Source organism: Vibrio sp. 10N.286.52.C3, assembly GCF_041468865.1.
GTDB lineage: Bacteria > Pseudomonadota > Gammaproteobacteria > Enterobacterales > Vibrionaceae > Vibrio > Vibrio crassostreae_C.
Map to the genome: position 1 here is coordinate 22,272 of NZ_JBFRJM010000080.1, position 24,157 is coordinate 46,428.

Consider the following 24,157-nt stretch of genomic DNA (forward strand, 5'->3'; position numbering starts at 1 on the left):
CTCCGCAATTATGCAGAGGTTTTCAAATGTGAATCCGGGTCTCAGTAATGAGATAATTTTAGATTAAGGCTTTAACTTTATAAAATCTTCTGTATTAAGTTTCTGGCTATAATCTACCGATGGTTGAGCAAACCCATTTAATTGTAGAAATTCTTCTTTAAACCCATGGTAATCCCCTAAGGTTTGGAAGTTATTTTCGTCCATCTTTTCTAGCAGTTCAGTTACGTGCGCTTGGGTTTCTGGGTCTAATTCCCAATCATCCATACGGATCAATCGCTCACCATCAAGTGGTACTTTGGATTGACCATAAAGTTTACTGCCAAACAGACGCTGCATTTGTTGGATACAACCTTCGTGGGTCTCTTTCTCTTTCATCACCTTATACAAAGCAAGTAAGTAAGGGCTTAATCCAGGGATGAAAACGCTCGCTTTAGTGACTAGGGCTTTACATACCGCCGCGTAAGCGTTGCCGTCGAAGTTAGCTAGTTCGAGGTTTAATGCATGACTGGTTTGATGAAGGTCGATCTTAGCGCGACCTAAAGTACCGTCTAAGTAGATAGGGTGCGTCACTTCAGGGCCAACATAGGAGAAGGCGATCGTCTTACAACCCGGAGCAATAGACTCAGCGTTGATCAGTTCGTCTATCCAGTTTTCCCAATCTTCACCACCCATCACTTTGAGTGTACTTTCAGCTTCTTCGTCTGTTGCAGCGTCGAGCGTGTTGGTCACCCAGTCGTCGTGCTCAAGGGAAATCGTCGCGCCAGTAACGCTTTCGCCAATCGGTTTAATAGCTGAGCGCCAAAATTCATCGGAGTCTGGTTTTGGTCTCACACCTGCGGCTAAGCTGTAAATGATGAGATCGACTTCACCTTCGAAGTAGGTTTCAATGGCTTCGACAACTTGTGAGCGTGTTTCTTGCGAAAATGCGTCGCCAACGATGTTGATAGCAGTGCGTTGCTCTCGTTCGGCTTCTTTTTTGAAGTAGATGTTGTTGTACCAACCAGCACTACCTAGGGATTTTTCGTTTGGACCGCGCTCGAATGAGACGCCGATAGTGTCAGCTTTTGCGCCGCCAAAGGTAAGGGCAATACGAGCGGCAAGGCCAAAGCCTGAGGAAGCGCCGATAATCAGTACTCGTTTAGGGCCATCTTTGATTTGCGGCGCACTCTTAACAAACTTGATTTGTTGCTTTACGGCTTCTTGACAGCCAAGAGGGTGAGCGCTTTTGGCTACCACACCCTTGATAACAGGTTCGATCAGCATAAATAACCTTACAGTTAACGGTGATATGCACTCAGGCTAACGTAAAGCTGTGTAAAATTTATTGAGCTAGACCATTAAAACTTAAAGATACTGATATAATTCTTCGGCGACGAATTCAGCAATCCAAGGTTGAGCTTCTGGTTTTGGATGCAGTCCATCGTTCATCATCCACTCAGGTTTGAGGATGATATGCTCTAGGAAAAACGGCAAAAGTGGCACGTTTTGTTGATCAGCAAGCGCTGCAAAAACGTATTCAAACTGCTGGTTGTAACGCTTTCCGTAATTTGGTGGGATTTTAATCTGCATCATTATAGGTTTGGCGCCCGCAGCTTTTATCTGCTCAATGATCTGCTCAAGATTTGCAGACATCAGCTTAGGTGGGAAACCACGAAGTCCATCATTCGCACCAAGTTCGATAAGAACGGTGTCTGGAGCATGTTCTTCAAGCAATTGTGGTAGGCGGGCTAAACCATTGCCCGTTGTATCACCAGAAATACTCCCGTTAACCACGGTTACCGTTTTGTCATGCTTTGCTAACGCGTCTGGTAACAGGCTTGGCCAACTCTGTTTGATGTCCATGTTGTAACCAGCACTCAGGCTATCACCAAGGACCAGTAACTTAGAATCTAAGCGGGTATCTTGAGCCAAAGAAGCGGTTGAAAATAAAATAAAGAATAAAAAGGAAATTAGTCGAGTCATGCATACATCCATCATTAAAGCAGAAGCTGTTTCGAAGACAGTGTCTACTAATCAAGAACATTTAACAATCCTAGAGCACGTCGATATCGATATTCGTGAAGGCGAAACTGTCGCGATTGTCGGCACGTCTGGCGCGGGTAAATCGACCTTAATGACGCTGCTTGCTGGTCTTGATGTACCAACGAAAGGCGAAATCAGTTTATTAGGACAGCCACTTTCACAGCTTGATGACGAGGCAAGAGCGAAGATCCGCAGTGAATCGGTAGGGTTTGTATTTCAAAGCTTCTTGTTAATTCCAAGTCTTTCAGCGCTACAAAATGTCACGTTACCTTGTTTGTTAAAGGGAGAAGACGAAGACATCGAACGCGCGACTGCTCTGCTTGAATCAGTAGGCTTGAAAGACAGGCTTGATCACTTACCGTCGCAGCTATCTGGTGGTGAACAACAAAGGGTCGCGTTGGCGCGCGCATTTATGATTAAGCCAAAAATTCTTTTTGCCGATGAACCCACAGGCAACCTAGACCAACAAACGGCAGCCAAAATTGTTGAGTTGTTGTTTGAATTGAACTCATCCCACGGCACAACTTTAGTTTTGGTGACACACGATCCTAAGCTTGCACAACGTTGCCAAAGAACACTCAAGATGCATGTCGGTCAGATAGAGGAAGTCTAAATTGAATTCATCAAACGGACTGAATAAACGCCTGTTTTCATGGAGTATCGAAGAGATTCGACATGGCCAGTTGTGGCCAGTTTCAATCGCTTTAACGCTTATTATTGCTTGTGTATTTGCATTGTCGGCGTTGGCCGAACGTATGGAGCAGGTAATTGTTAAACAGGGCAAAGATGCGCTTACTGCTGATAGCGTGTTTATCTCAGCAAACCCAATTCCGCAATCCTTGTTAGACCTCACTCAAGTTGAACAATTAGAAAGATCTCAGTTGACTCGTTTTTCAACCATGGCATTCAGTGATAACTCAATGCAGTTAGTGACGGTAAAAGCAGTTGAAAGTAATTACCCATTACGCGGTGAAATGATCTTAGAGGGCGCTGATAAAGCATCAAGTAACCATGTTGAGCCGGGTGAACTTTGGCTAGACGAGCGTATATTTGCACAGTTAGAGGTTGAAATTGGTGACAATGTCACTATTGGTGATGCCGATTTAGCGATAACTGGACGAATCACTCAAGAACCAGGCTTAAGCTTTAACCCATTCCAACAAATGCCAGCTGTGCTGATTCATACAAGTGATATCGATGCCACGGGAGCGATTCAACCGGGCAGTCGCGTTAGCTTTAGATTGTTTTTAAATGGTGATGAATCGAAACTCAAAGCCGCACAAGACAGTATCGAACTGACACCAAGTGACCGCTGGCGTACACAAGACTCAGCCAGTCGTACCAACGACATGTTCGAAAGCACCACTCAATACTTATCACTAACGGTAGCTATCGTAGTGATCATGGCTGCGACCACTTTGGTACTCACTTGCCAACATTATGTTGCGAGTCGTCGTAAAACCATCGCGATGCTTAAGAGTTTAGGTGCAAGCAAGCAGTGGATCGTTAAATGGTTGTCTGTACAGGTATCTTTGTTAGTGGTTATCGGTGCAGTACTGGGAATAACCATCGGTATCGGCTTGGAGTTTTTGCTTCGTATACCTCTGGGCGACTTATTACCAACGCCACTTCCTAGCTATGGTATTGAACCTGCAATCTTGGCGATTTTATCAAGCATCCTAATTGGTGTTCCTGCTCTTGGTATCCCGTTAATTGGCTTGGTCAATACCTCGGCAATCAGCGTTATCCAATCAAGTCACCAGTCCAATGAAAGCTACAAGAAATATTTGTTGTTACTGGTACCGATTATTCCAATGATGCTGATGTATGGCGACAATCTATTGGTATGGATAGTTCTAGCGGGTATCGCTTGCCTGTTCTTAGTACTTGCGGTCGTTAGTACGCTTGTTCTGCGTTTGGTTGGCAAGTTACCGACATCTACGTCTATGCGTTTAGCATTGAGCAGAATTAATCGCACACCTTTAGCAACGGGGATTCAATTTGGCTCTTTAGCGCTTTCACTGATGTTGCTGTCTATCATCTGGTTGGTAAGAAGTGATTTACTGTCAGATTGGCAGCAAACCTTACCCGAGAACGCACCAAATGCGTTTGCACTTAACATTGCAAGCTATGAAAAAGACAGTTATCTCGAGACGATTGATGCAAACGAAGTAGAGCGTACTCAAGCGTTTCCAATTATCCGAGGACGACTGACGACGATAAACGGTGTCGAAGCATCGGAATACAGTGATACCTCTGGAGAAACAGACGCACTAAGCCGTGAGATCAACTTCACTTGGGGAGATAGCTTACCTAAGTACAATGAAGTATTAGAAGGCAGCTGGACACAAGAGCATGGCGTATCTGTAGAATCGGATGTCGCGGAGCAACTGGATCTAAAGATTGGCGATGAGCTGTCATTCACAATCAACAGCCAGAATGTTTCTGCCAAGGTGAATAGCATCCGCAAAGTCGAGTGGCGAGAAATGAAGCCGAACTTCTACTTCATTTTTACTCCAGATGTCTTGAGTTCAATCCCTTCTACTTGGCTAGTGAGCTTCAGATTAGAAGAACAACACAATCAGATGCTCAACGAACTCTCTCGAAATCATCCAACCGTGAGTTTGATGGATATTCGTAAGATGGGTAGCAAGATCCAAGAGTTGCTTAAGCAGATTGTTTGGTCGATTACCGTACTTGCGGCGTTAGGTGTGGTGGCGGGGCTGTTGCTTATCTTCACTCTATTGCGATTGAGCTTATCTCAAAGACAACAAGAGATACGCTTGTATCGAACATTAGGCGCGAGTAAGAAGCGAATTCTCAATACTATTTGGTGTGAGTACGGTTTAATGGCGTTAGTCGCAGGCTCAATTGCAGCCCTTGGTTCTGAGCTCAGCGTGGCAGGAGTGATGAACTTTGGTTTTGAGTTACAACCTTCACTTCACCCGATGTTGTGGATAGCGCTACCGGTGCTAACGTTCATCACATTAGCCGCGGTAGTGAATAGCTTAATCAAACGTTTGTTGGCACCAGTAAACAAGGATTTTGGCTAGTCGTTAGCGAGATCTAGCCAAGCGCTTAAAACGGTCTAAAAGTGAGATTATTTATACTTAGTCATGCACTATTTATAATACGTCGCTTTAGACCGTTTTTTATTTAACCAACCGGTAGCATAAGTAAAAAATATCGCACCTTAGATTCCACTGTTTTTAGCATTTTTTAAAACTAATTACCCAATAATGCCGATTTAATGAACAGCGGTTAGTCCCTGTAAACAAAGGGTTTGCGCAACTTAGCAAGAACGTTATCAACAGTTATCCACAAAAACGGTGGATAACTTTAGGGATAAGTTAACCGCTATGTTTTAAGAGTACTGAGGCAGCCTTTATGTGGCGTCACTTAGGACAAATTTGACTGTTAGAATAACCTTTAAAACCCTATCTGGAGTTATTGAGTCAAGAGATTATTTATGTTTTTTACATAGATATTAAATCCCGCCTATCTAAGACCTTGATAAAAATGTGTTTTAATTCATCGCAGAACAAAAGTAGAATAGAGGCAGTTAATCTTATTCTACAGAACACGATGAACCACAACAAAACGGATACAAATCAACCTTCTATTGCCATTGTTGGTGGTGGTATTGCCGGAACAACGAGCGCGATTCACTTTAGTGAGTTGGGTTTTAAGGTCACTATCTTAGAAAAAGGGCCGAGTTTGGTTAATGGTCCACCAATTTGCCACCTGCACGCTGGCGGCAATTTGTATCGAGATATTTCTGTAGAGCAGTGTCTTCAATTGCTCACACAGTCAATTGATACCGTCCGCTTATTCCCTCATACGATCAATATTCGTCCGACAATCATCGCCGTTCCGCACAGTGATGGTGGAGAGCCGTTGGATCTGCTTCCTCGTCTCAAGATAATCAAAAGCGCTTATGCCGATCTTGTTAAACAAGATAAAAGCAACCAAGTGCTCGGTGATCCGGAAGAGTATTATAAGCTGTACAGCAAAGAAGATTTATTAGCACTTTCTGCGAAAACACAGCCTCTGAAACCAACATCGCTTGATGATTGGTGTATTCCTTTCGCCAAGCATACGGATTTAGAGACCCTAAAGTATCCTGTTGCGATGGTCCAAGAGTATGGCTGGAGCGTATTCCGACTTTCTGCGACCGCTCAACTCTCTTTGGGGCAACAAGCTAACTGTACTGTGTTAACCAACAGCCGATTACAATCTGTTGAGTCGACAGGTCAAGGTTGGTCTTTGACTTATACCGATGCCGAAAACCAAAGCTGCCAACTAACGACCGATTACTTGATTAATGCGAGTGGGTTTGAAACGGGTATCGTAGATGACTTTGTTGGCTCTAAGCAGCAAAGACTTGTTGAGTTTAAAGCTGCATACGTTACAGAGTGGCCATATTCGCAAGAATGTAAGGAAGAGTGGCCAGAAGTTATCTTCCATGGCCCGAGAGGCACACCGCAAGGCATGGCGCAATTAACGCCGTATGCTGATGGTGTGTTCCAACTTCACGGCATGACAGAAGGGATTACTCTGTTTGAGGGTGGGCTTGTTTCATCGTCAACAGACTCGTCACAGCCACAGTTGCCTTCGAAGCTGCTTAAGAAAATCGTATCGGGTTGGAGTGAAGATCAGCTTGAATTAAGAACTCGCGCGGCAATAACGCATATGTCTCAGTTCATCCCAAGTTTCAGTTCTGCATTGGTCGGTGGTAAACCTTTGTTTGGTGCACAACAGATTCCGGGAACCGATCCAAGCTTAAGAGCTTCAGACGTTTCATTCTGTGGGGATCGCTATGCTCGACTTGAAGTAGTAAAAGCTTCTTCAACATTAGAAGCGGCACAAAAGGTCGCTGAGCAATGGTTTGATGTATCAGAGGCGGCATCTATTGAAGACACACACTCAGTGACAATGTCACTTAATCTAAATGATATTGAAAACAGAGCGATAGATTTGACACAAGAACGTGGATACCCAGAAGCGCTTGCCAAGGTGTCAGGTCAAGATCACGCTTAATAGCCTATAATTAGTCTATCATCATCGACTGCGTTTAATTTCTTCAATTCGGCTTACTGTAATAGGTAAGCCGAATCTTCATTTCAACATCTGCTTAGATACCGAACCTCATCTAAATGACATCTTCCTAGTTGATTATTCTCAGCTACATAGCATTTAGCACATAACACATCGCAAAAACTAATAGCCGAAAAACTGAGCCCATTGGCACCAAACATCTTGTAAGCCCAAGCGATCGCCCTTGCTGAACGATATCGCATGTCCAGGTTTTGCTTGCGCCAAGCGTGGTAAATCAATTCTGGCGACACATCCTATCTTCGGATAACCACCTATGGTCTGTCTATCATTAAGCAGCACGATAGGCTGTCCATCTTGTGGAATTTGAATCGCACCTAAGGCAATGCCTTCTGACAATAGCGAAATGTCAGGCGAGTCGACGGGTTCGCCACTGAGTCGATAACCCATCCGATTTGAGTTTTGGTCAACGTGATACTGCGCGTTATACAAAGTCTCTTTTGCTGACTCGGAGAATAGCTCGCTTTGATAGCCTTCAATCACTCGTAGGTTCACGGGTAGATTGTAATCAGGCGTGTATCGGAAGGTAACACTTACCGCTTTAAATGAATGTGATAGTTGGTGCTGGGTAAAAGCTATTTGTTGCCCTTGTTGGCATGGCTCTCCATCTTGCGTTAATCCACCAATCTTTTCACGAGTGACTGTAGAGCAGCTATCAAGAGTTGATGGAACATCGAAACCGCCCTTAATGGCTAAATACGCCCTTAGACCATTTTTAGGCAAACCAAATGAGAGAACTTGCCCCTTAAAAGCTTGAAAAGTGCTCCAGTTAGCCTGTGGTTTACCATCGAGTTTCGCTTGTAAATCACCCCCGCATAGTGCCATCTCGCAATCAAAATCGATTCTCAACGCACATTGCCCAAGCGTGATTTCCAACGCCGCTTGGTTGACTGGGTTGCCCAATAGATGGTTAGCCCAGCTATAAGAGTAGTCATCAACCGGTCCACCTTGCGTTAATCCAAGATGAGCAACACCAAATCGCCCAAAGTCTTGAATCAAACTCAACGGGCCGGGCTTAATCACTGTCAGTGTTGGTTTAGTTTTTGTCTTAGCCATTTACGATGCCTCCACCCAACTCTACAAATTCTTTTTTTGAAATCGCTATGAAACGGACGGTATCACCAACATTAAGCAGAGACAGTGGTCTTTGCGTGATATCGGCGTTCTTCAACTGGCTATGATCGAACAACGGAAGTGGGCAATTGCCAATAATATTCCAACCGCCCGGTGAATCCGAAGGGTACACAGCTGTTTTCGTATCCGCGATGGCGATACTGCCTTTGGGCACAATTAAGCGGGGTGTGGAGTGACGGGGCAAGGCAAGCTCATTAACCACATCCGACATAAAGGCAAAGCCAGGCGTAAACCCAATCGCACTGACGCTGTATGTCTGTGAGGTGTGATGTTGAATTATCTGGTCGAGCGACAGGCCTTTGTTTTGATATCGGTCTAAATCGAGCGCCGTTTCTGGTGAGTAATAGGCAGGAAGCTCAATCGTATCGCGAGTTTTACTAACACTAGAAAAGGACGACAGAGCATGACTCAACAAATTATTGAGCTGTTCAATGAGCTGCTGTTCTGATATTCGATAAGGGAGGTAGTCGACCAATATTGTTTGGTAAGCCGGTGTCACATTCATCAACACCGATGCTAAGTTTTGGCGAATGGCATCGGAAAAGTGAGCTATGTATTGCGCATATTCGGCGCTAGATTGATTATTTGAAGGCGATAGCGTCAAGGTCACCAAAACGCTGCATTCCGCGACTGGCGCTATATTGAATTCAATCTGATTCGTCGTCATTTCGTTTCCATACGTTTGTTATCTTGCCTTTTTTAGCTTACTTGGCGTGTCTCACTTCCGTGTCCAAGCCAATACAAATCAATTAGATCTCACGAGCGATTAGACCATGCGTCATACCAATCACACGCTTCATACTAATTAAAAGCGTTGAGGTCTTGTCTGATTTTTCTAATTAATGCGATGGATTGAGGGTTATCACCATGAACACAGATAGTATCAGCTTCAATAGGCAGTCTTTCGCCCTCTAAAGTCGTAACCGAGCCATAGTTAATGATTTGCATAACTTGGTTATAGATATCGTCTTGATTGACGTAAACCGAGCCTTTTTGAGTACGTGGCGCTAATTGTCCGTTATTTAAATAAGCACGGTCGGCAAACGCTTCAAACAAGAGAGGCAAGTCATGGTCGTCAGCAATATCCAAATACTGTTGATTGTCTGATGAAGAGAGAATCATCAACGGGATGTTAAACTCAGCGACGGCTTGGGCTACCGCATTGAACACATCAATGTTTGCCATCATATCGTTATAAAGAGCGCCATGAGGTTTCACATAGCCAACAGTGGTATGGTGATAGCGGCAAAGGGCTTGTAATGCACCGACTTGATAACAAACCAGCTCACTGATTTCGTCCATGGTGTGTGGAATAGAACGGCGACCAAAACCAACGAGATCTTGATAACCGGGATGAGCACCAATTTGGGTGTGATAGTGCTGCGCCAGTTTTATCGTCTTGGACATAACGTGCGGATCAGACGCGTGGAAGCCACAAGCGATGTTTGCCATATCGACCCATTCCATGACCGACTCGTCATCGCCCATCTTCCAATTGCCGAAACTTTCTCCCATGTCGCAATTAAGCAAAATCTTCGTTGTCACGTGGTGCTAATCCTTTACGTTGAGGTAAGTAATGACGGTCTTATAAATGCCATAAATAAACAGTGACCTGACTCAAACTTTCGACACCGAAAATTTACCAGTATGGCATTTCATATATAGTTGAACTATTGATTAAAGGATTAATATCTATCTGTATATTAGGTGAGCACATGATATCGCGCCAGGTTTGCTTAGGACTAGCATTAACGACACCTGTTTTTGTAGCTGCTCAAGAAAACTCTTTAGACCAACTCATGTCGATGAGCCTTGAAGAGTTGTCTATGTTAGATGTTGAAATGGAAACGGCTTCGAAAGTAACACAAAAACTTACCGAGATTTGTGTCAACCAAGAGTCTGTATATGTGAGGGTCTCTCATGAATTCTAAGTGGCTCAAGTACCGTATTAAACTCGGTTTTAATAAACTCAGCCTTGCCACTTTAGCTATGTTTATTGTGCCTTTGAATACATCAGCTGCTAGCTTCAAACCTTATGAAGTGAAAGCGGTGTACCTTTTTAGAATTGCGAATTTTATACGTTGGAATGATGAAAGCTCAATGAACGCTGTGAACTTTTGTGTGATTGGCGATGAAAAGGTAAGCCAAGTGCTAACGTCAATTACCGAGGGGAAATCTATTCGTTCGCTCGCTATCCGAGTTCAACAGTCGATTACTTCTAAGTGTGATATTACGTATTTGTCTGACCGTAAAAATGACCAATTTCTTAGTCAAGAGCACTCGCCACATACTGTGACAATCAGTGATATCCCTAACTTTACGGACTTAGGTGGAATCATTGAACTCACGCACATCGATAATAAGCTCAAACCTAAGATCAATCTAGAGAACGCAAGGCGCGGTGACTACGTCATTGGCTCGAACCTGTTACGAATCGCTATAGTGGAGGGCCAATAATGTTGTCTTTCATTAATAACATATCGATTAAAAACAAGCTGATATTACCCATTATCATCTTCATCGCAGTCACTTTTGTCACGATCCAATCGGTAAATTACACTGTCACGTTTGAGAGAGAGAAAGAGAGTCTTCTCCAGCGTGTTAAAGTGCTAGCACAAGGTGTTGCTTATAACTTGCAAGCCGCGATTTTATTTGAAGACAAGTCATCGGCTCAGGAAATATTGTCAGCTTTCGTCGCAGATAAAGATATTGTTAGAGTGAAGCTCTATGACATCAACGAACAGCTGTTTGCCAGCTATCAGGTAAGCAACACTCTGGTTTCAAGGCCAAACGCAGAAGAATTAGACGATATCGCCGATCATCAATTTGCCATCTCTGAGCATTTCATCTTCTTGCTCGTTCCAGTGACACTGGATGGCGCAGTGATCGCGAACTTGAGAGTAACAATATCGAAAGAGACGTTTAATTCGATCTTAACGAATATTTTCAAGGTTGCGGTCGTCTACCTGTTGTTTCTGGTGATGTTAGGCGGAGTAGTGGTCAAATTGGTGCAACGCTTGATTATCGAACCGATGTTTGACCTCAATGAGGCGATGCAAGCCTTTGTTGAGCGTCGTTCGAAGCAGCCTAAATTAGTCGTAACGAACCGCGATGAAATCGGCGATCTGGTTCGAGCTTTCAATACCATGTTAGAAAGGCTTCAACATCGCGATAACCAAATCAATTTTACGTTAGACAAGTTACAAGAAGAAAAATCATTCGCAAATGAGGTCATTGAAACCGTTCAGCACTCTTTGTTGGTGGTGGATGAAAAAGGGCTCATTCTTCATGCGAACGCAGCTACTCGGGATATTTTTAAATGCTCGGAAGCCTTTCTTGAGAATTTGTTGATCCAAGAGTTGATCGCGACCAAGCAAACGGGTTACTTACAAGATGTTATTGATGCCAATATTGAACTTAATGACGAATTGCTGGAAACCACCGATCTCTTTCAATCAAAACGCTGGCTTCGTGTGAGCAGTCGTTCTTTGACAAAACATGGTCGTATTCTTTATGCAATCCAAGATGTCACCGACATAGAAACGGCCATGAGTCGCCAACGTATTGCTGCGGGTGTTTTCGAAAACAGTAAAGACGGCTTGATCGTGCTCAACTCATCCAATGTGATAACCATGGTTAACCCGGCGATCACACAACTTCTCGGTTATCACTCTGATCTGCTGGTGGGCAAAACACCATTTGAAGTATTTTCGTGGCAGCAATTTTCATCATTGATGCCGACAATTCGCAGTTCGTTAGACAACTATGGTCAATGGCAAGGCGAAGTGTGGGAGAAAAGCGCGTCCGGCACGTTAGTTCCAATGTTTGTCAAAGTGAATCGAATTGCCTCAGACAACGAGAAAGACGAGTTTGATATGGTATTAACGCTGTCTGATTTATCCAACGTTAAAGAGATGGAAAGACTCGAACACTTGGCTCATCACGATGCATTAACCGGGTTAGCGAATAGAGCGCAGCTGTATAAGGTTATGGATGATGTTGTCACGTCGAGCCACTATTCAAATCAGCATTTTGCGGTTATTTACTTGGATTTGGATGGCTTCAAAGAAGTGAATGACAATTATGGTCACGATGCGGGTGACGAAATCCTTAAAGAAGTGTCAAACCGGTTATTATCTCAGGTAAGAGCGGGGGATTTGGTTGCACGTTTGTCGGGTGATGAATTTGTTCTTATTATTAAACAGACAAACAAAGTCTTATTAGCGAAGTTAGCCGAGCGATTGTTGGATCTGATCGGGCAAGAAGTGAATTATAAACAGCGTTCACTTCATGTTGGGGCGAGCTTAGGTATCAATTTAGTTGATGGCTCAGAGCGTGATATTGACGTGATTCTAAAGGTTGCTGATGAGGCTATGTACCTAGCGAAACGCAAAGGAAAAGGTCAGTTTGTGTTCGCTCGTGAGGGTAAATAGGCACCGGTGTTTGTGAGCTCACCCTAAGTTGTTGTATCATAAGTGATAGGTTGAATATTTTTAATTAAAAGGTCTGCTAAGCATGAATGTTTTAGTTACAGGTGGCATGGGTTACATTGGTAGCCATACAAGTATCCAGATGATCAACGCAGGTATGACACCTGTACTTTTTGATAGCTTGTACAACAGCAAACCAAGCGTTCTAGAGCGCATCGAAAAAGTCTCGGGCGTTCGTCCCAACTTCATTGAAGGTGACGTTCGTGATAAAGCGCTTTTGACTGAAACTATGAAGCAACACAACATCGAAGCGGTTATCCATTTTGCTGGTCTGAAAGCCGTCGGAGAGTCTGTGGAAAAGCCTCTTGAATACTACGACAACAACGTAAACGGCACTTTAGTTCTTGTTGATGCAATGCGTGATGCGGGTGTAAAAACCTTGGTATTTAGCTCTTCAGCAACGGTATACGGTGATCCTGAAAGTGTGCCAATTACTGAAGACTTCCCAACAAGCGCTACCAACCCATATGGTCGTAGTAAACTAATGGTAGAAGAGTGTTTAACCGATTTCCAAAAAGCCAATCCTGATTGGAGCATTACACTGCTGCGTTACTTTAACCCTGTAGGTTCACATCCAAGTGGTGAGCTAGGTGAAGACCCGCAAGGTATCCCAAATAACCTAATGCCATTTGTCTCTCAAGTAGCAGTGGGCCGCCGTGAATTCCTATCTGTATTTGGTAGCGATTATCCAACAAAAGACGGGACTGGCGTTCGCGATTACATCCACGTAATGGATCTGTCTGATGGCCACATCGCAGCGCTTGAGAAAGTAGGGTGCAAAGACGGTCTTCATATCTACAACCTTGGTACGGGTAACGGTTCAAGTGTGTTAGACATGGTTAAAGCATTCGAACAAGCAAGCGGTAAAGAGATCCCTTACAAGCTAGTTGAACGCCGTCCTGGTGACATCGCAGAGTGTTGGGCAGATCCAGCTAAAGCTCAGAAAGAACTGGGCTGGAATGCAAGCCGCACATTGGCTGAAATGACCGAAGATACATGGCGCTGGCAGTCAACAAACCCGAATGGATTCCCTGGTTAACCTAGTGGTTTCGTGAATGATTCAAAAATTAAAAGATGCTTTCGGGCATCTTTTTTGATCTTAATCGAATAAAAAGTAAATTAGTGGTTAAAAAGTATCATTCTGTATCCGCTGTGTTATTATGCTCGCGAATTATATGTTTAATGTTAATTTTCTTTGGAGTTAATCATGGAACTAGGCCTAATCATCACTTTCATCGTTGCTGCTGCAGTAATGGTTAAAAAAGAGATGGCAGAGAAGTAATTTCACTTATTACCTTTTTTATACAATTTTTTAGTGAAATAAATTAAAAGCCAGCAATTAAGCTGGCTTTTTAGTTTCTGCTGTATCAGATTCTGTCGTTAAGTTTTCTAACGAGTTAGAATTCGTATTTAGCTGAAATACCGTAGTTTCTTTCCGCTTGAGTGTTCTCTTTGTAAAGTTCATCATCACCGCGAATATCATTCCAACGGCAGTACTCTTCGTTAGTTAAGTTGAACACACCACCACGAATCGTCAGATCCTTCATTGGTTTGTAGTAAGCTGTTAAATCAACAACTGTTGCGCTTGGAAGCTCAGCCTGGCCTGCGTTACCGCCACTTTCGTCATCGAAGTTGATGTCTGAACCAGATTTGTCAGCTGTGTAGTTTAACTTAACGCTAGTACCCCAATTTTGGTTTGGCGCATCATAGTTAAGACCTAACACCGCATTCCAAGGGTTAACACTATTTAGTGCATTTCCGTTTCCGTCCTCACCCTCTGTGTATGAAGCTACGAAGTGAGTTGAAATACCCTTAGGCGCACCAACCAAGACATCCCAAAGTAACGTGTTTGAGAATTCAATCCCCTTTATCGTTGCCGAATCCAAGTTAACGTTAGAATAGTGCGTTGTTCCACCAACCTTTTTCATAACCACTGTCTCGATAAAGTCATCGTAGTCACTGTAGTAGGCCGCGATTTCAGATGATGAAGCTTGAGTGTTGTGACGATAGCCTAGCTCGTATGAAATACTGGTTTCTGATTTAAGATCTGGATTTGGATCATTTACGTACCCATGTCCAGGGTTATCATATGTATAGTAAAGTTCATCAAAAGAAGGGGCTCTAAAGCCTTGGCTAATTTGGCCAAAAATAGTGCCTGTATCTGTAAGTTTGTATGTTGAACCTAAACGACCAGTTACCGCAGAATCTGAGAAATCACTCAACGTCTCAGTGGTGTTGTTACCAGGATCAGTTGAGAAATAGTCAAAGCGTACACCAGGGGTAACAATAAGTTTGTCATTCACTAAGCTAATTTCGTCTTGAATAAACAAGCCAAATTTTTGCTCCTTAGCATCTGGAGTATATACATAAAGTTGGTTATCAGTAGCAGGATCAGAGTTATACTCCATATTGGTGTTGCTGATGTCACTATGTGTATAAGTTGCACCATACACTAGGTAATGGTTGTTAATTTCTTTATCTAGCTGAGTCTCGATTTCAAGCTTATCTTCAGTGTACTCGTAGTCTTTTGTTTGTAAGTTGTCGTTGTTAGCTGGTACCCAAGGTGGCATACCTGGGCCTGCAGGTTTAAAGCGCTTAGTTACACCATTCTCTTCTTTAGAAATGTACGATACTTTACTCGTTACAGTATCGGCAATTGTGCCATCAGCGAACCAAATGTGCTTAATAGCGAATCGATTTTGCGTTGTGTCATCAGCACCTGTATAGCTATCGTAGCTTGAGTGGTAGATGTCAGAGTCTGAAGTATCTTTGATTAGCTCAGCTAAAAACTCGATACGATGACTTTCGTTTACCTGATATTGCAACTTAACCAAAAGATTATCTGCTGAAGTATCTTGACCTTCTACAGCGTAGTTCTCTAAGTCGTTAGGGTTACGGAAGTTTTGCAACTCTTCACCATCTCGACGAGTGTAGGCTACCAATGTTTCTAGGTCATCGAATCGATTAGCTAATGCAACGTGCTCACTGAAAGAGTTATCTTCTGAAGAGTAAGACAGTTTCGCTTGACCGCCAAAGTCTTCTCCATCTTTTAAGAAATCAGAAGGGTCTTTAGTTTCAAAGGCGACAACACCACCAATAGCGTCGCTTCCGTGTAAACTTGAAGCCGCACCTTTGATAATTTCGACACTTTTCAGCATATCGGGATCGATTGAAATACCGCTAGAGTTAATAAATGCGTAAGGGCCACCATCAAATGAACCTGGTTGCGATGAGCCATCCACTAAAATCTTTACGCGCTTACCTTCCATGCCACGAATGTTGATGGTTTGTGCACCTTGTCGAGAGCTCGAGTTCATCGTTACACCTGGAGTGTATTCGAAGATTTCGTTAACATTTTTTGCCATGTTCTCTTCGATTTGCTCATCGGAGATGACTGCAACAGAAGCCGCTGTATTGATAAGTGTTTGATTCGTGCGCGTCGAGGATACAACAACCTCATCAAATAGGGCATAATCTTCAGCAAAGGCTGACGTTGATGAAAGCGCTAAAACGATTGAAGCAGAGAGCAGGGATTGCTTATACATCTGATAGTTACCTTAGTTCCATAGTATTATCTTGATTTGCGAAATATAATATTGGATCTAAATGATAATTACTATTATTTGCATTTAAATAATTTTCAATTTTATCAACTAACTCATAATTAATACTCTTAAATATCTGTATTAAAAAGACTTTTACAGTTCCATTCACAGCCTGAATGCTTCTGTTTTTGTGATTCAAGTCTCATTTATAAAGTAGGAAAGCTATGCATAGTCCAATAACACTTGAAGCGTTACACATCCTAGACGCCATCGACCGACGTGGAAGTTTCGCCGCCGCGGCCAATGAAATGGACAGAGCGCCTTCATCACTCAGCTATCAAATACAGAAGCTTGAACAAGATCTAGACATCATGATTTTTGACCGCTCAGGCCACCGTGCAAATTTCACGGAAGCGGGTCAGTTGATACTTGAGCAAGGTAGAATCATTCTTGGAGCTACAGAACGTCTTGTTAACGAGGCAAGCATTCTAGCCAATGGTTGGGAGCTCGATTTGACCATCGCCTTTGATGGCATTATCCCGATTGCTAACTTTTTCCCACTGGTAGATGAACTAGGAAAAATCAGTAAAACACGCGTTCGTTTGCAAGAGGAAATCTTAGCGGGTTGTTGGGAATCTCTCACAGATGGTCGTGCTGACTTATTGATATGCCCTAAGCTCGATACAATTCCAAACGATATGAAAAGTGACGTAATTGGTAAAATGGAGATGGTGTGGGTCGCGGCATCAAGCCACTATGTTCACAATCGTTCTGGTGAATTCGATCAGAAGGCGAGAGAAAGTTACAGGGTTATTGCCATTGCAGACACCGCACGCGATCAGCCAGCACTAAGCATCAATATTCTAGAGAAACAGCCACGTTTAACCGTGACAAGCTTTCCTGCGAAAGTAGAGGCTTTGACGTCAGGACTAGGGATTGGCACTTTGCCGAATAGTGTCGCTAAACCTTTGATTGAATCGGGCGTTCTACAGCAGATCTCCGGTACCGAGCCACAGCCTATTGATATCGTAATGGCTTGGCGACGCAACAAAATGGGCGACGCTAAGTCTTGGTGTATCCAACATCTTAAAAAGACATGGGCGTTAAAGTAACGGTAACACCATATCTGCAGTACCATCTTCAAAACTGATATCTAGCTTAAAACCGAGCTTTTGAGCTAGTGTTAGCATCCCTCTATTGGTTGGCATCGTCATACCCGACATCTGTTTAGTCTGCTTCGCACGGCAGTAATCGATAACCTTGGTCATAAGAATGCGACCTAGACCAACACCTTTAAGGTCAGAACGAATCAATATTGCGAATTCGGCGTCTGTGTTCTCAGGGTTAATCAGCGCACGGGACACGCCGATGATCGCTGGAACGCCTTGTTCCTCGCGAACGACCACAAAAGCGATTTCTCTATCGAAATCAATCTGAGTGAAATTCGCCAACGCCTCATGATTGAATTCACCGACATCACTAAAGAAACGCTTATAGAGATCTTCCTTAGACACACGGTTAATGAAGTCAGCATGCAGCGGTTCATCTTCGGGAAGAATAGGGCGTAACAACACTTCGGTTCCATCTTTTAGCTGGATACGTTCTTCAAGCTCGACTGGGTAAGGGCGAATGGCCAACCTTTCTTGCGGATCCCCTTCGTAGGCTTTCAATATGATATCAGCGTCTAATATCGTGAATTTGTCTCCGTTGGCGAGTACTGGATGGATATCCAAATCATGTATTTCACGGCAATCAACGACCATCTGCGATATACGTACCAATAATTCAGAAAGGCCCTCTATATCAATCGGGTTAGGGAGTTTTTGTAGACGAATCTTGCCACTTTTTATCGCTCGAATAATCAAGTAGCGCGCCAGTGTCATGTTGAGCGGTGGAAAAGCAGCGGCGGCGTCAATCGATTCATCCCATTCCGAGCCACCTTGTCCAAGTAAAATGATAGGGCCAAAGGTTTCGTCCGTTGTGACCTTAACTCGCAGTTCTTGGCCACCCGCGAGCTTGGCCATTCCTTGAATTAACAAGCCATGGATGTGCGCTGTAGGGAAGGATAATTGAGAACGATCGAGAATTGCCTGAGCCGCATTGGCCACTTCACTGCTGTTTCGCAAATTGAGCATCACGCCTTGTACGTCTGACTTATGTGCAATATCCGGCGAACGTAATTTTACTGCGACGGGATAACCAATCGTTTCAGCGATGTGCACCGCTTCACTTGGGTCAGAAGCGATCCAAGTTGGTAACACATCGAGGTTGAAGCTCTTGAAAAACTGACTGTTTTGGTGAGTATCAAGGCTAACTGTATCTTTATCCAGTAATTGTCTTTTTATCCAACTTTTCGCATCTGCTAGATCTTCAATGTGTACTTTTTCTGCAGTAGTCGGCGTTTCCATTAACTGACGTTGGTTACGTCTGTACTCGACTAAGTGCATGAATGCGACCACTGAGCTTTCAGGGGTTCGATAGGTAGGGAAACCCGCTTCGGTAAACAGCTTTCGTGCAGGCCTTGCTGTTAGCTCACCAGACCAATTCGTCAGGATATTAAAGCGCTTGTGGCGAGGGTGCTTTTTAATCGCTTCAATAATTCGTTCTGCCGTTTTAGCGGAATGTGCAATTGCTGAAGGGCTGTGCATGATAAGAATCGCATCCGCTTCATCACCATCGAGTAATATGTTTATGGTGTCGATATAACGTTGGTCACCGGCATCACCAACAATATCGATAGGATTGCTGTGAGACCAACTCGATGGCAACACCTTGTTCAACTTATCAAGTGTCTCTTCTGAAAACTCTGCAAGCTTGCCACCGCGGTCAAATAGGGTATCCACCGCCATAATTGCAGGACCGCCACCGTTAGTAACAATAGCCAAGCGCTCGCCGCGCAATGGTACTGAATGAGTCAGTGTTTCTACCGCAGCAAACAGTTCATGTAAGTTCTTAACTCGTAGCATGCCGCTGCGTCGAATTGCAGAGTCGTAAATGATATCTAATGTGTCGGCACCGCCAGTGTGTGCCATTGCTGCGGCTCTGCCTTTCGCCGTTCGACCGCCTTTCAACACCAAAATTCGTCTGTTACGCGAAGCCGCACGCGCTGCAGAAATAAAGCGTCTCGCATCGGTAATGCTGTCTACATAAAGCAATATCGCTTCGGTGTGAGAGTCGGTGCTGAGATAATCCAATAACTCCGAGAATTCGATATCGCTACCATTGCCTATGGAGATAAACGCCGAAAAACCGATCTCTTTGTCATTAGCCCAATCGAGAATAGTGGTACACACAGCTGCCGACTGAGAAACAAAGGCGATCTTACCGGGTAATGCTGTCACTGGAGAGAATGAGGCGTTCAAATTTAACCAAGGGACAATTACCCCCAAACTATTGGAACCCAACACTCGAACGTTGTGCTTCTTGGCAATAGCTAGGCATCGTTCATCATACGTCTCGCCATTATCGCTTTCTTGCTGCATGTCTGAAGAAAGCACAATGACAGAGGCTATACCTTTCTCAGCCAGCTCTTCAAAAATGGCTACATTGCGGGTCGCATTGGTACACAAGATTGCGAGATCAGGAACAATCGGTAACGACAAAATGTTCTTGTAAGAAAGAACGCCGGCCACTGAGTCATATTTCGGCGTAACCGGCATCACCGCACCTTTAAAATCCCCATGCAACAAATTGTTCATAACGATATATCCTGCGCGCGTTTCTCGTTGAGAAGCACCAACAACAGCGATTGAACGGGGTTTAAGTAGGGGATCAAGATGATTCATAGACATATCCTAGCAATGCACGTAAGTTCATCGTAACTTACTTTGCACTTACGGGTTGATGGCAAATTCACCGAATTCAGATGAATAAGCAAACACTGCATAAAGTTTGTGAAATAGGTCACCCACTAATGGTGTATAATCTCAAAGTTAACTTGATTCTAAACCGACGTATCGGCATGATTTATAGTAATTATTATTAAGGATATAGAGCTTTCCATGAAAAAATTTGCAATTGTGACTTTGCCACTGCTCTTGGCTGCATGTGTATCTGACGACTACGTTACCAATGTCACTTCAGATAGTTATCAAGAAGAGTACAAAACGGCAAAAGTTGAAGCTCCCGTTGTATCTCAATCTGAGCAAACAAGCGTTGTTGAAGAAAATGTTGTCAACGTTATCAGAACCGAACCTGTTGAACAGAAAGTCGCTCAAACGACTAAAGCTAAGCCAGTTGCCGTAGTGACAGGCCCAACCAAGAAACAACAAGACATGAACCAACGTTTTGGTTACACAGTTCAAGTTGTTGCTGTTGGCAGCCAAAGTAAAGTCGATTCTTTCGTTAAAATGCTACCTACGACTTCTCAACCAGTTTGGGAAAACTACAAAATGGTTAACGGCACTAAGTGGTTCACGGTACTTTATGGTGACTACGCAACGCGCTTAGAAGCTAAAAAAGCAATCTCAACACTGCCGAACACTTTCCAAAACTTGAAGCCGTTCGTTAAGAGCATTGATGACATCAAGAACTCTGAATACCCAACGCTTAACAAGTTGAACTAAGTTTTGATTCATAAAGAAGGGGCAAATGCTCCTTCTTTTGTTTTAAGACTCGCTGTTTTGTTTAATAGTTAATCGCTCGATCTTTCGAACGCAATTTTAACAATCAAAACACTGTACCTATCTCGACTTTTGTTTATCATTGAAGTCAGTACTCCTAGTTTCAAGGACCGAATTTACCCATGAACACCACAAACATCCTTCTACTTTGCGGCGGTGGATCTTCAGAGCATGAAGTGTCTTTAGTTTCAGCCAATTACCTTTTTGAACAACTCAATAGCGTTGCAGATTTTAACGTTGTAAGAGTTGAAATTAAAAACGAAGGCTGGTGTCTTGATTCAGGTGAATTGGTTTATCTTGATATTAACGACCAAACCTTGCGCGGTGACAATTTAGCATCTAAAGTCGATTTCATTGTGCCTTGCATCCACGGCTTCCCAGGTGAAACTGGTGATATTCAATCACTGTTTGAAATGGCTAAAATTCCATATCTAGGCTGTGGTTCAGAAGCTAGCAATAACAGCTTTAACAAAATCACTTCAAAGCTTTGGTACGACGCACTCGGCATTCCAAATACGCCGTACCTGTTCTTATCAGACAACAATGATCAAGCTCACTCTCAAGCAATTCAAGCATTTGAAAAGTGGGGTAAAGTGTTTGTGAAAGCGGCTCGTCAAGGTTCTTCTGTAGGTTGTTACCAAGTTAACCAAGTAGAAGATTTAAGCGAGGCTATCAACAAGGCGTTCACTTTCTCGGACCAAGTATTGGTTGAGAAATCAGTGGTGCCTAGAGAGCTAGAAATTGCTGCTTATGAAATCGATGGCGAGCTACACATCAGCAAGCCGGGTGAGGTGATTGCACCGAATGGCGCATTTTACTCTTACGAAGAGAAGTACAGTGCAGACAGCCACTCGATCACTGAAGTTGAAGCAAGTAATTTAACTGACGAACAGCGTGAATTGATTGCAGACAGCGCACGAAAAGTCTTCACCCAGATGAAGCTTCGTCACTTGTCTCGTATCGACTTCTTTTTAACGCAAGACAATGAGATCTACCTGAACGAAGTCAACACCTTCCCAGGTATGACGCCAATCTCCATGTTCCCTAAAATGGTTGAGCATGACGGCCACAAATTCAGCCAGTTCTTAGAAAACTGCGTGAGAACAAGCCTTTCTTAGGTTTCTAACTCGTTTTCGTTCACTTAGAGCTGAACCAACAAGTGCCTTGAGCTTTCGCCAAGGCGCTTTTTGTTTTTAACGCTAACCGTTTTTACAAATATCGTTTTAACCATAACTTATATCAAAATAGTAATATCCAAGTAATCTGCGACCCGTCATTGCCAAGGTATTAACGCCTTAAACTTCATCTTCTCACTATCAGCCGTTCCCGTGAAACCGACATATTGAGCTGGCATTGCCGGGCTAAGCCAACGACCAAAGTCCTGAATCTCTCTCACCTTAAGACCTTGTTTCGACAACTCTTGTGCAGCACCAACACGAATCGAATTTCCAGAGAAATGGTGATTTTCTGGCAGTTGAAGTAAGTCGCTAGCTCTTCTCAATATCCTATAGATGGACGAATCATCTAAAGGCTGCAAACCAATATTTTCATGCTTGTCTATCGCACGAAATACTGGCAAGTCATCTTGTATACCAGTAAACGAAAGCCAACGTTGAAGTGCAACACTGGCTATTTGTGACAATTGATAAGCCGAATCTTTGACTGTTACTTGGTAATGATCTTCAACGTACTCAACATCACTCATCGATAACAACTTAAGCTCTGAGCGCTTTAAAGCACACTCGAACATCACGTTATAAATAGCAATGTCTCTGATCTCTTTCAGGTTTGCTTTCTCATGGGAGAGTAACGTATTCAAATCAGTGAGATGCACAGATGTCATAGCATTGGTTTGTTTAGCGTCACCGGCCATTTTAGATTGTAAGTGGAGTAGGGTAAAGCGAACTTGCCTGTGCTTGATCGGGTTAGCAAAGCTCAACACAGTATGTAACATGCTAAGCGTTGCAGTGTAACGTTTTAGCGATGCGTATTTTCTATCGTTAGACTCCGTTTCAAGAAAACGACGAACAGCGGTTATAGATGCGGGAAGTGTGTTAATACGATGTTTGGTACAGAACGCATGATAGCGATTCCAATCACTGTAAATGCCCAACAGTGAATTGCGAGAGTATTGAAATCCTGTCAACTCATCTATAATTTCTATTGTCGCGTTGCTGTTTAATTTTTCAACAAATGAATTAATTATCACAGAGTCAGTTAAAATAGGGACTTTTTTTCTCAAATTATCATACCTCGACAGGTGTTTTTACCATATTATGCTTGATATCATTATTAGTATACTTATGATTAATGCAGTGAAAACAGAAAGATGATTAATAGATATGGCTAATTCAATTTACCGAAGCGTCCATCTTCAATCGATAGATGCTAACAACACAGTTTGGCGTGCTAAGTTAAAAAACAACGTTATTCAGGGCAACCTAGCTGCCGTGAAAAAGAGTATTGATTGGTGGATTGATACCGCATCTATTATTGATCCAAAAGAGTTCACTGCATTAAATAAGTCGAGAGGAACTGGTGGCTCGACTGAAAACTTCAACGGCTACCAAATCAAGAATGACACCGGTGAGCCTAATGCGTGGTATTGCATGTTTAACGGTCGCTTAATCAAAGGCGGCAAGGTTGCAATCCAACGCCATATAGAAGCTTACTTACTCGCAAAACAAAAAGCAGAGCAACAAAAGAAGTAAATTATGAGCCTAGTATATTCAACAGAAACAGGTCGCATTAAGCCTGAAGAAGAGAAAGTCCAACGTCCTAAAGGCGATGGTATCGTTCGAATCCAAAAAGAAACCAAAGGCCGTAAAGGCAAAGGCGTTTCTGTCGTAACTGGCTTAGACCTAGATGACGCACCATTAAAACTAATGGCAGTAGAACTCAAGAAAGTTTGCGGCTGCGGTGGCTCAGTAAAAGATGGCAACATCGAAATTCAAGGTGACGCGCGCGACAAGATCAAAGCGCACCTTGAAAAGAAAGGCTACAAAGTTAAATTTGCTGGCGGTTAATCTCTAACTAATACCAGGGTTAAAATCGAAGATTATTATCACTGGTTATTAGGTATTTTATGGTAAATAGCCAGTATGGTTAAATACACAGTATAAATTAGAGAATATCGGCACAATACAAAGGCAGGGCATCACACAAAGATACCTGCCTTATAAACATCAAAATCCATTTAACATAACGTACATAATACGCACTTAGGCTA

Annotated in this window: 20 protein-coding genes; 12 read left to right on the forward strand and 8 right to left on the reverse strand. The window is 43.2% G+C overall.

Features of this window, described 5'->3' with window-relative positions; translation table 11 throughout:
• Window positions 1-63: 63 nt before the first annotated feature.
• Both fabV and AB4138_RS22405 read right to left on the reverse strand, forming a co-directional pair.
• Window positions 64-1,263, reverse strand: coding sequence for an enoyl-ACP reductase FabV (fabV, locus tag AB4138_RS22400; protein WP_372307762.1), 1,200 nt, complete (start codon window positions 1,261-1,263; stop codon window positions 64-66).
• Between the two features lie 81 nt (window positions 1,264-1,344).
• Window positions 1,345-1,962: an arylesterase gene (locus AB4138_RS22405; protein ID WP_017060079.1), complete on the reverse strand. Its 618-nt coding sequence runs from the start codon at window positions 1,960-1,962 to the stop codon at window positions 1,345-1,347.
• Here AB4138_RS22405 and AB4138_RS22410 point away from each other — a divergent pair.
• From AB4138_RS22410 to AB4138_RS22420, 3 genes are all read left to right on the forward strand, one after another.
• A complete protein-coding gene (locus AB4138_RS22410) occupies window positions 1,961-2,635 on the forward strand; it encodes an ABC transporter ATP-binding protein (RefSeq protein WP_004730959.1) in 675 nt (224 codons plus the stop codon). The genes AB4138_RS22405 and AB4138_RS22410 overlap by 2 nt on opposite strands.
• A gap of 1 nt (window position 2,636) precedes the next feature.
• Entirely contained in the window at window positions 2,637-5,075 is a 2,439-nt protein-coding gene (locus AB4138_RS22415; RefSeq protein WP_017071507.1) for an ABC transporter permease, read from the forward strand.
• 532 nt (window positions 5,076-5,607) lie between these two features.
• Window positions 5,608-7,062, forward strand: a complete 1,455-nt coding sequence (locus tag AB4138_RS22420; RefSeq protein ID WP_017060081.1) for an FAD-dependent oxidoreductase — start codon at window positions 5,608-5,610, stop codon at window positions 7,060-7,062.
• Between the two features lie 180 nt (window positions 7,063-7,242).
• On the opposite strand, the gene AB4138_RS22425 is transcribed toward AB4138_RS22420, so the two are convergent.
• The 3 genes from AB4138_RS22425 to AB4138_RS22435 form a co-directional block, all read right to left on the reverse strand.
• A complete protein-coding gene (locus AB4138_RS22425) occupies window positions 7,243-8,193 on the reverse strand; it encodes a biotin-dependent carboxyltransferase family protein (protein ID WP_017060082.1) in 951 nt (316 codons plus the stop codon).
• Entirely contained in the window at window positions 8,186-8,938 is a 753-nt protein-coding gene (locus AB4138_RS22430) for an allophanate hydrolase subunit 1 (protein WP_017060083.1), read from the reverse strand. The genes AB4138_RS22425 and AB4138_RS22430 overlap by 8 nt, the downstream gene beginning before the upstream one ends.
• A 134-nt stretch (window positions 8,939-9,072) precedes the next feature.
• Window positions 9,073-9,816, reverse strand: coding sequence for a 5-oxoprolinase subunit PxpA (locus AB4138_RS22435; protein ID WP_017060084.1), 744 nt, complete (start codon window positions 9,814-9,816; stop codon window positions 9,073-9,075).
• A 170-nt stretch (window positions 9,817-9,986) separates the two neighbouring features.
• On the opposite strand from AB4138_RS22435, the gene AB4138_RS22440 reads away from it, so the two are divergent.
• The 4 genes from AB4138_RS22440 to galE all read left to right on the forward strand — a co-directional run bounded on the left by AB4138_RS22440 (window position 9,987) and on the right by galE (window position 13,800).
• Window positions 9,987-10,202, forward strand: a complete 216-nt coding sequence (locus tag AB4138_RS22440) for a hypothetical protein (RefSeq protein WP_065681473.1) — start codon at window positions 9,987-9,989, stop codon at window positions 10,200-10,202.
• The gene (locus AB4138_RS22445) at window positions 10,192-10,728 is read left to right on the forward strand and encodes a YfiR family protein (protein ID WP_372307765.1); all 537 of its coding nucleotides are present in this window, start codon (window positions 10,192-10,194) and stop codon (window positions 10,726-10,728) included. The genes AB4138_RS22440 and AB4138_RS22445 overlap by 11 nt, the downstream gene beginning before the upstream one ends.
• A complete protein-coding gene (locus tag AB4138_RS22450) occupies window positions 10,728-12,704 on the forward strand; it encodes a diguanylate cyclase domain-containing protein (RefSeq protein ID WP_372307768.1) in 1,977 nt (658 codons plus the stop codon). Before AB4138_RS22445 ends, AB4138_RS22450 begins: the two co-directional genes overlap by 1 nt.
• Window positions 12,705-12,786: 82 nt before the next feature.
• Window positions 12,787-13,800 carry a UDP-glucose 4-epimerase GalE gene (galE, locus tag AB4138_RS22455; protein ID WP_372307771.1) on the forward strand — a complete coding sequence of 338 codons (1,014 nt, stop codon included), beginning with the start codon at window positions 12,787-12,789 and terminating at the stop codon, window positions 13,798-13,800.
• Window positions 13,801-14,158: 358 nt separating this feature from the next.
• Here the strand turns inward: galE and AB4138_RS22460 are convergent, their stop codons facing one another.
• On the reverse strand, window positions 14,159-16,306 hold the full coding sequence (locus AB4138_RS22460; protein WP_372307773.1) for a TonB-dependent hemoglobin/transferrin/lactoferrin family receptor: 2,148 nt from the start codon (window positions 16,304-16,306) through the stop codon (window positions 14,159-14,161).
• A 224-nt stretch (window positions 16,307-16,530) separates the two neighbouring features.
• Here AB4138_RS22460 and AB4138_RS22465 point away from each other — a divergent pair, with 224 nt between their 5' ends.
• Window positions 16,531-17,418 (forward strand): LysR family transcriptional regulator, encoded by an 888-nt coding sequence (locus AB4138_RS22465; protein WP_065584957.1) that lies wholly within the window; start codon window positions 16,531-16,533, stop codon window positions 17,416-17,418.
• Here the strand turns inward: AB4138_RS22465 and AB4138_RS22470 are convergent.
• A complete protein-coding gene (locus tag AB4138_RS22470; protein ID WP_372307775.1) occupies window positions 17,410-20,091 on the reverse strand; it encodes a GNAT family N-acetyltransferase in 2,682 nt (893 codons plus the stop codon). The genes AB4138_RS22465 and AB4138_RS22470 overlap by 9 nt on opposite strands.
• Before the next feature lie 216 nt (window positions 20,092-20,307).
• Here AB4138_RS22470 and AB4138_RS22475 point away from each other — a divergent pair, with 216 nt between their 5' ends.
• Together AB4138_RS22475 and AB4138_RS22480 are read left to right on the forward strand one after the other, a co-directional pair.
• The gene (locus AB4138_RS22475) at window positions 20,308-20,871 is read left to right on the forward strand and encodes an SPOR domain-containing protein (RefSeq protein WP_017060092.1); all 564 of its coding nucleotides are present in this window, start codon (window positions 20,308-20,310) and stop codon (window positions 20,869-20,871) included.
• 179 nt (window positions 20,872-21,050) lie between these two features.
• Window positions 21,051-22,046 (forward strand): D-alanine--D-alanine ligase, encoded by a 996-nt coding sequence (locus tag AB4138_RS22480; protein ID WP_048613615.1) that lies wholly within the window; start codon window positions 21,051-21,053, stop codon window positions 22,044-22,046.
• Window positions 22,047-22,201: 155 nt separating this feature from the next.
• On the opposite strand, the gene AB4138_RS22485 is transcribed toward AB4138_RS22480, so the two are convergent.
• On the reverse strand, window positions 22,202-23,170 hold the full coding sequence (locus AB4138_RS22485; RefSeq protein WP_372126408.1) for a tyrosine-type recombinase/integrase: 969 nt from the start codon (window positions 23,168-23,170) through the stop codon (window positions 22,202-22,204).
• Between the two features lie 100 nt (window positions 23,171-23,270).
• Here AB4138_RS22485 and AB4138_RS22490 point away from each other — a divergent pair, with 100 nt between their 5' ends.
• Together AB4138_RS22490 and yciH are read left to right on the forward strand one after the other, a co-directional pair.
• The gene (locus AB4138_RS22490) at window positions 23,271-23,639 is read left to right on the forward strand and encodes a DUF3319 domain-containing protein (RefSeq protein ID WP_372307778.1); all 369 of its coding nucleotides are present in this window, start codon (window positions 23,271-23,273) and stop codon (window positions 23,637-23,639) included.
• Window positions 23,640-23,642: 3 nt separating this feature from the next.
• Window positions 23,643-23,954 carry a stress response translation initiation inhibitor YciH gene (gene yciH, locus AB4138_RS22495; RefSeq protein ID WP_372126409.1) on the forward strand — a complete coding sequence of 104 codons (312 nt, stop codon included), beginning with the start codon at window positions 23,643-23,645 and terminating at the stop codon, window positions 23,952-23,954.
• Window positions 23,955-24,157: the final 203 nt, after the last annotated feature.

Bases quoted from the DNA above. Each gene is read 5' to 3' on its own strand.
- fabV (WP_372307762.1), bottom strand. From the start codon at position 1,263: ATGCTGATCGAACCTGTTATCAAGGGTGTGGTAGCCAAAAGCGCTCAC.
- AB4138_RS22410 (WP_004730959.1), top strand. From the start codon at position 1,961: ATGCATACATCCATCATTAAAGCAGAAGCTGTTTCGAAGACAGTGTCT.
- AB4138_RS22405 (WP_017060079.1), bottom strand. From the start codon at position 1,962: ATGACTCGACTAATTTCCTTTTTATTCTTTATTTTATTTTCAACCGCT.
- AB4138_RS22420 (WP_017060081.1), top strand. From the start codon at position 5,608: ATGAACCACAACAAAACGGATACAAATCAACCTTCTATTGCCATTGTT.
- AB4138_RS22425 (WP_017060082.1), bottom strand. From the start codon at position 8,193: ATGGCTAAGACAAAAACTAAACCAACACTGACAGTGATTAAGCCCGGC.
- AB4138_RS22430 (WP_017060083.1), bottom strand. From the start codon at position 8,938: ATGACGACGAATCAGATTGAATTCAATATAGCGCCAGTCGCGGAATGC.
- AB4138_RS22440 (WP_065681473.1), top strand. From the start codon at position 9,987: ATGATATCGCGCCAGGTTTGCTTAGGACTAGCATTAACGACACCTGTT.
- AB4138_RS22445 (WP_372307765.1), top strand. From the start codon at position 10,192: ATGAATTCTAAGTGGCTCAAGTACCGTATTAAACTCGGTTTTAATAAA.
- AB4138_RS22450 (WP_372307768.1), top strand. From the start codon at position 10,728: ATGTTGTCTTTCATTAATAACATATCGATTAAAAACAAGCTGATATTA.
- galE (WP_372307771.1), top strand. From the start codon at position 12,787: ATGAATGTTTTAGTTACAGGTGGCATGGGTTACATTGGTAGCCATACA.
- AB4138_RS22460 (WP_372307773.1), bottom strand. From the start codon at position 16,306: ATGTATAAGCAATCCCTGCTCTCTGCTTCAATCGTTTTAGCGCTTTCA.
- AB4138_RS22465 (WP_065584957.1), top strand. From the start codon at position 16,531: ATGCATAGTCCAATAACACTTGAAGCGTTACACATCCTAGACGCCATC.
- AB4138_RS22470 (WP_372307775.1), bottom strand. From the start codon at position 20,091: ATGAATCATCTTGATCCCCTACTTAAACCCCGTTCAATCGCTGTTGTT.
- AB4138_RS22475 (WP_017060092.1), top strand. From the start codon at position 20,308: ATGAAAAAATTTGCAATTGTGACTTTGCCACTGCTCTTGGCTGCATGT.
- AB4138_RS22480 (WP_048613615.1), top strand. From the start codon at position 21,051: ATGAACACCACAAACATCCTTCTACTTTGCGGCGGTGGATCTTCAGAG.
- AB4138_RS22490 (WP_372307778.1), top strand. From the start codon at position 23,271: ATGGCTAATTCAATTTACCGAAGCGTCCATCTTCAATCGATAGATGCT.
- yciH (WP_372126409.1), top strand. From the start codon at position 23,643: ATGAGCCTAGTATATTCAACAGAAACAGGTCGCATTAAGCCTGAAGAA.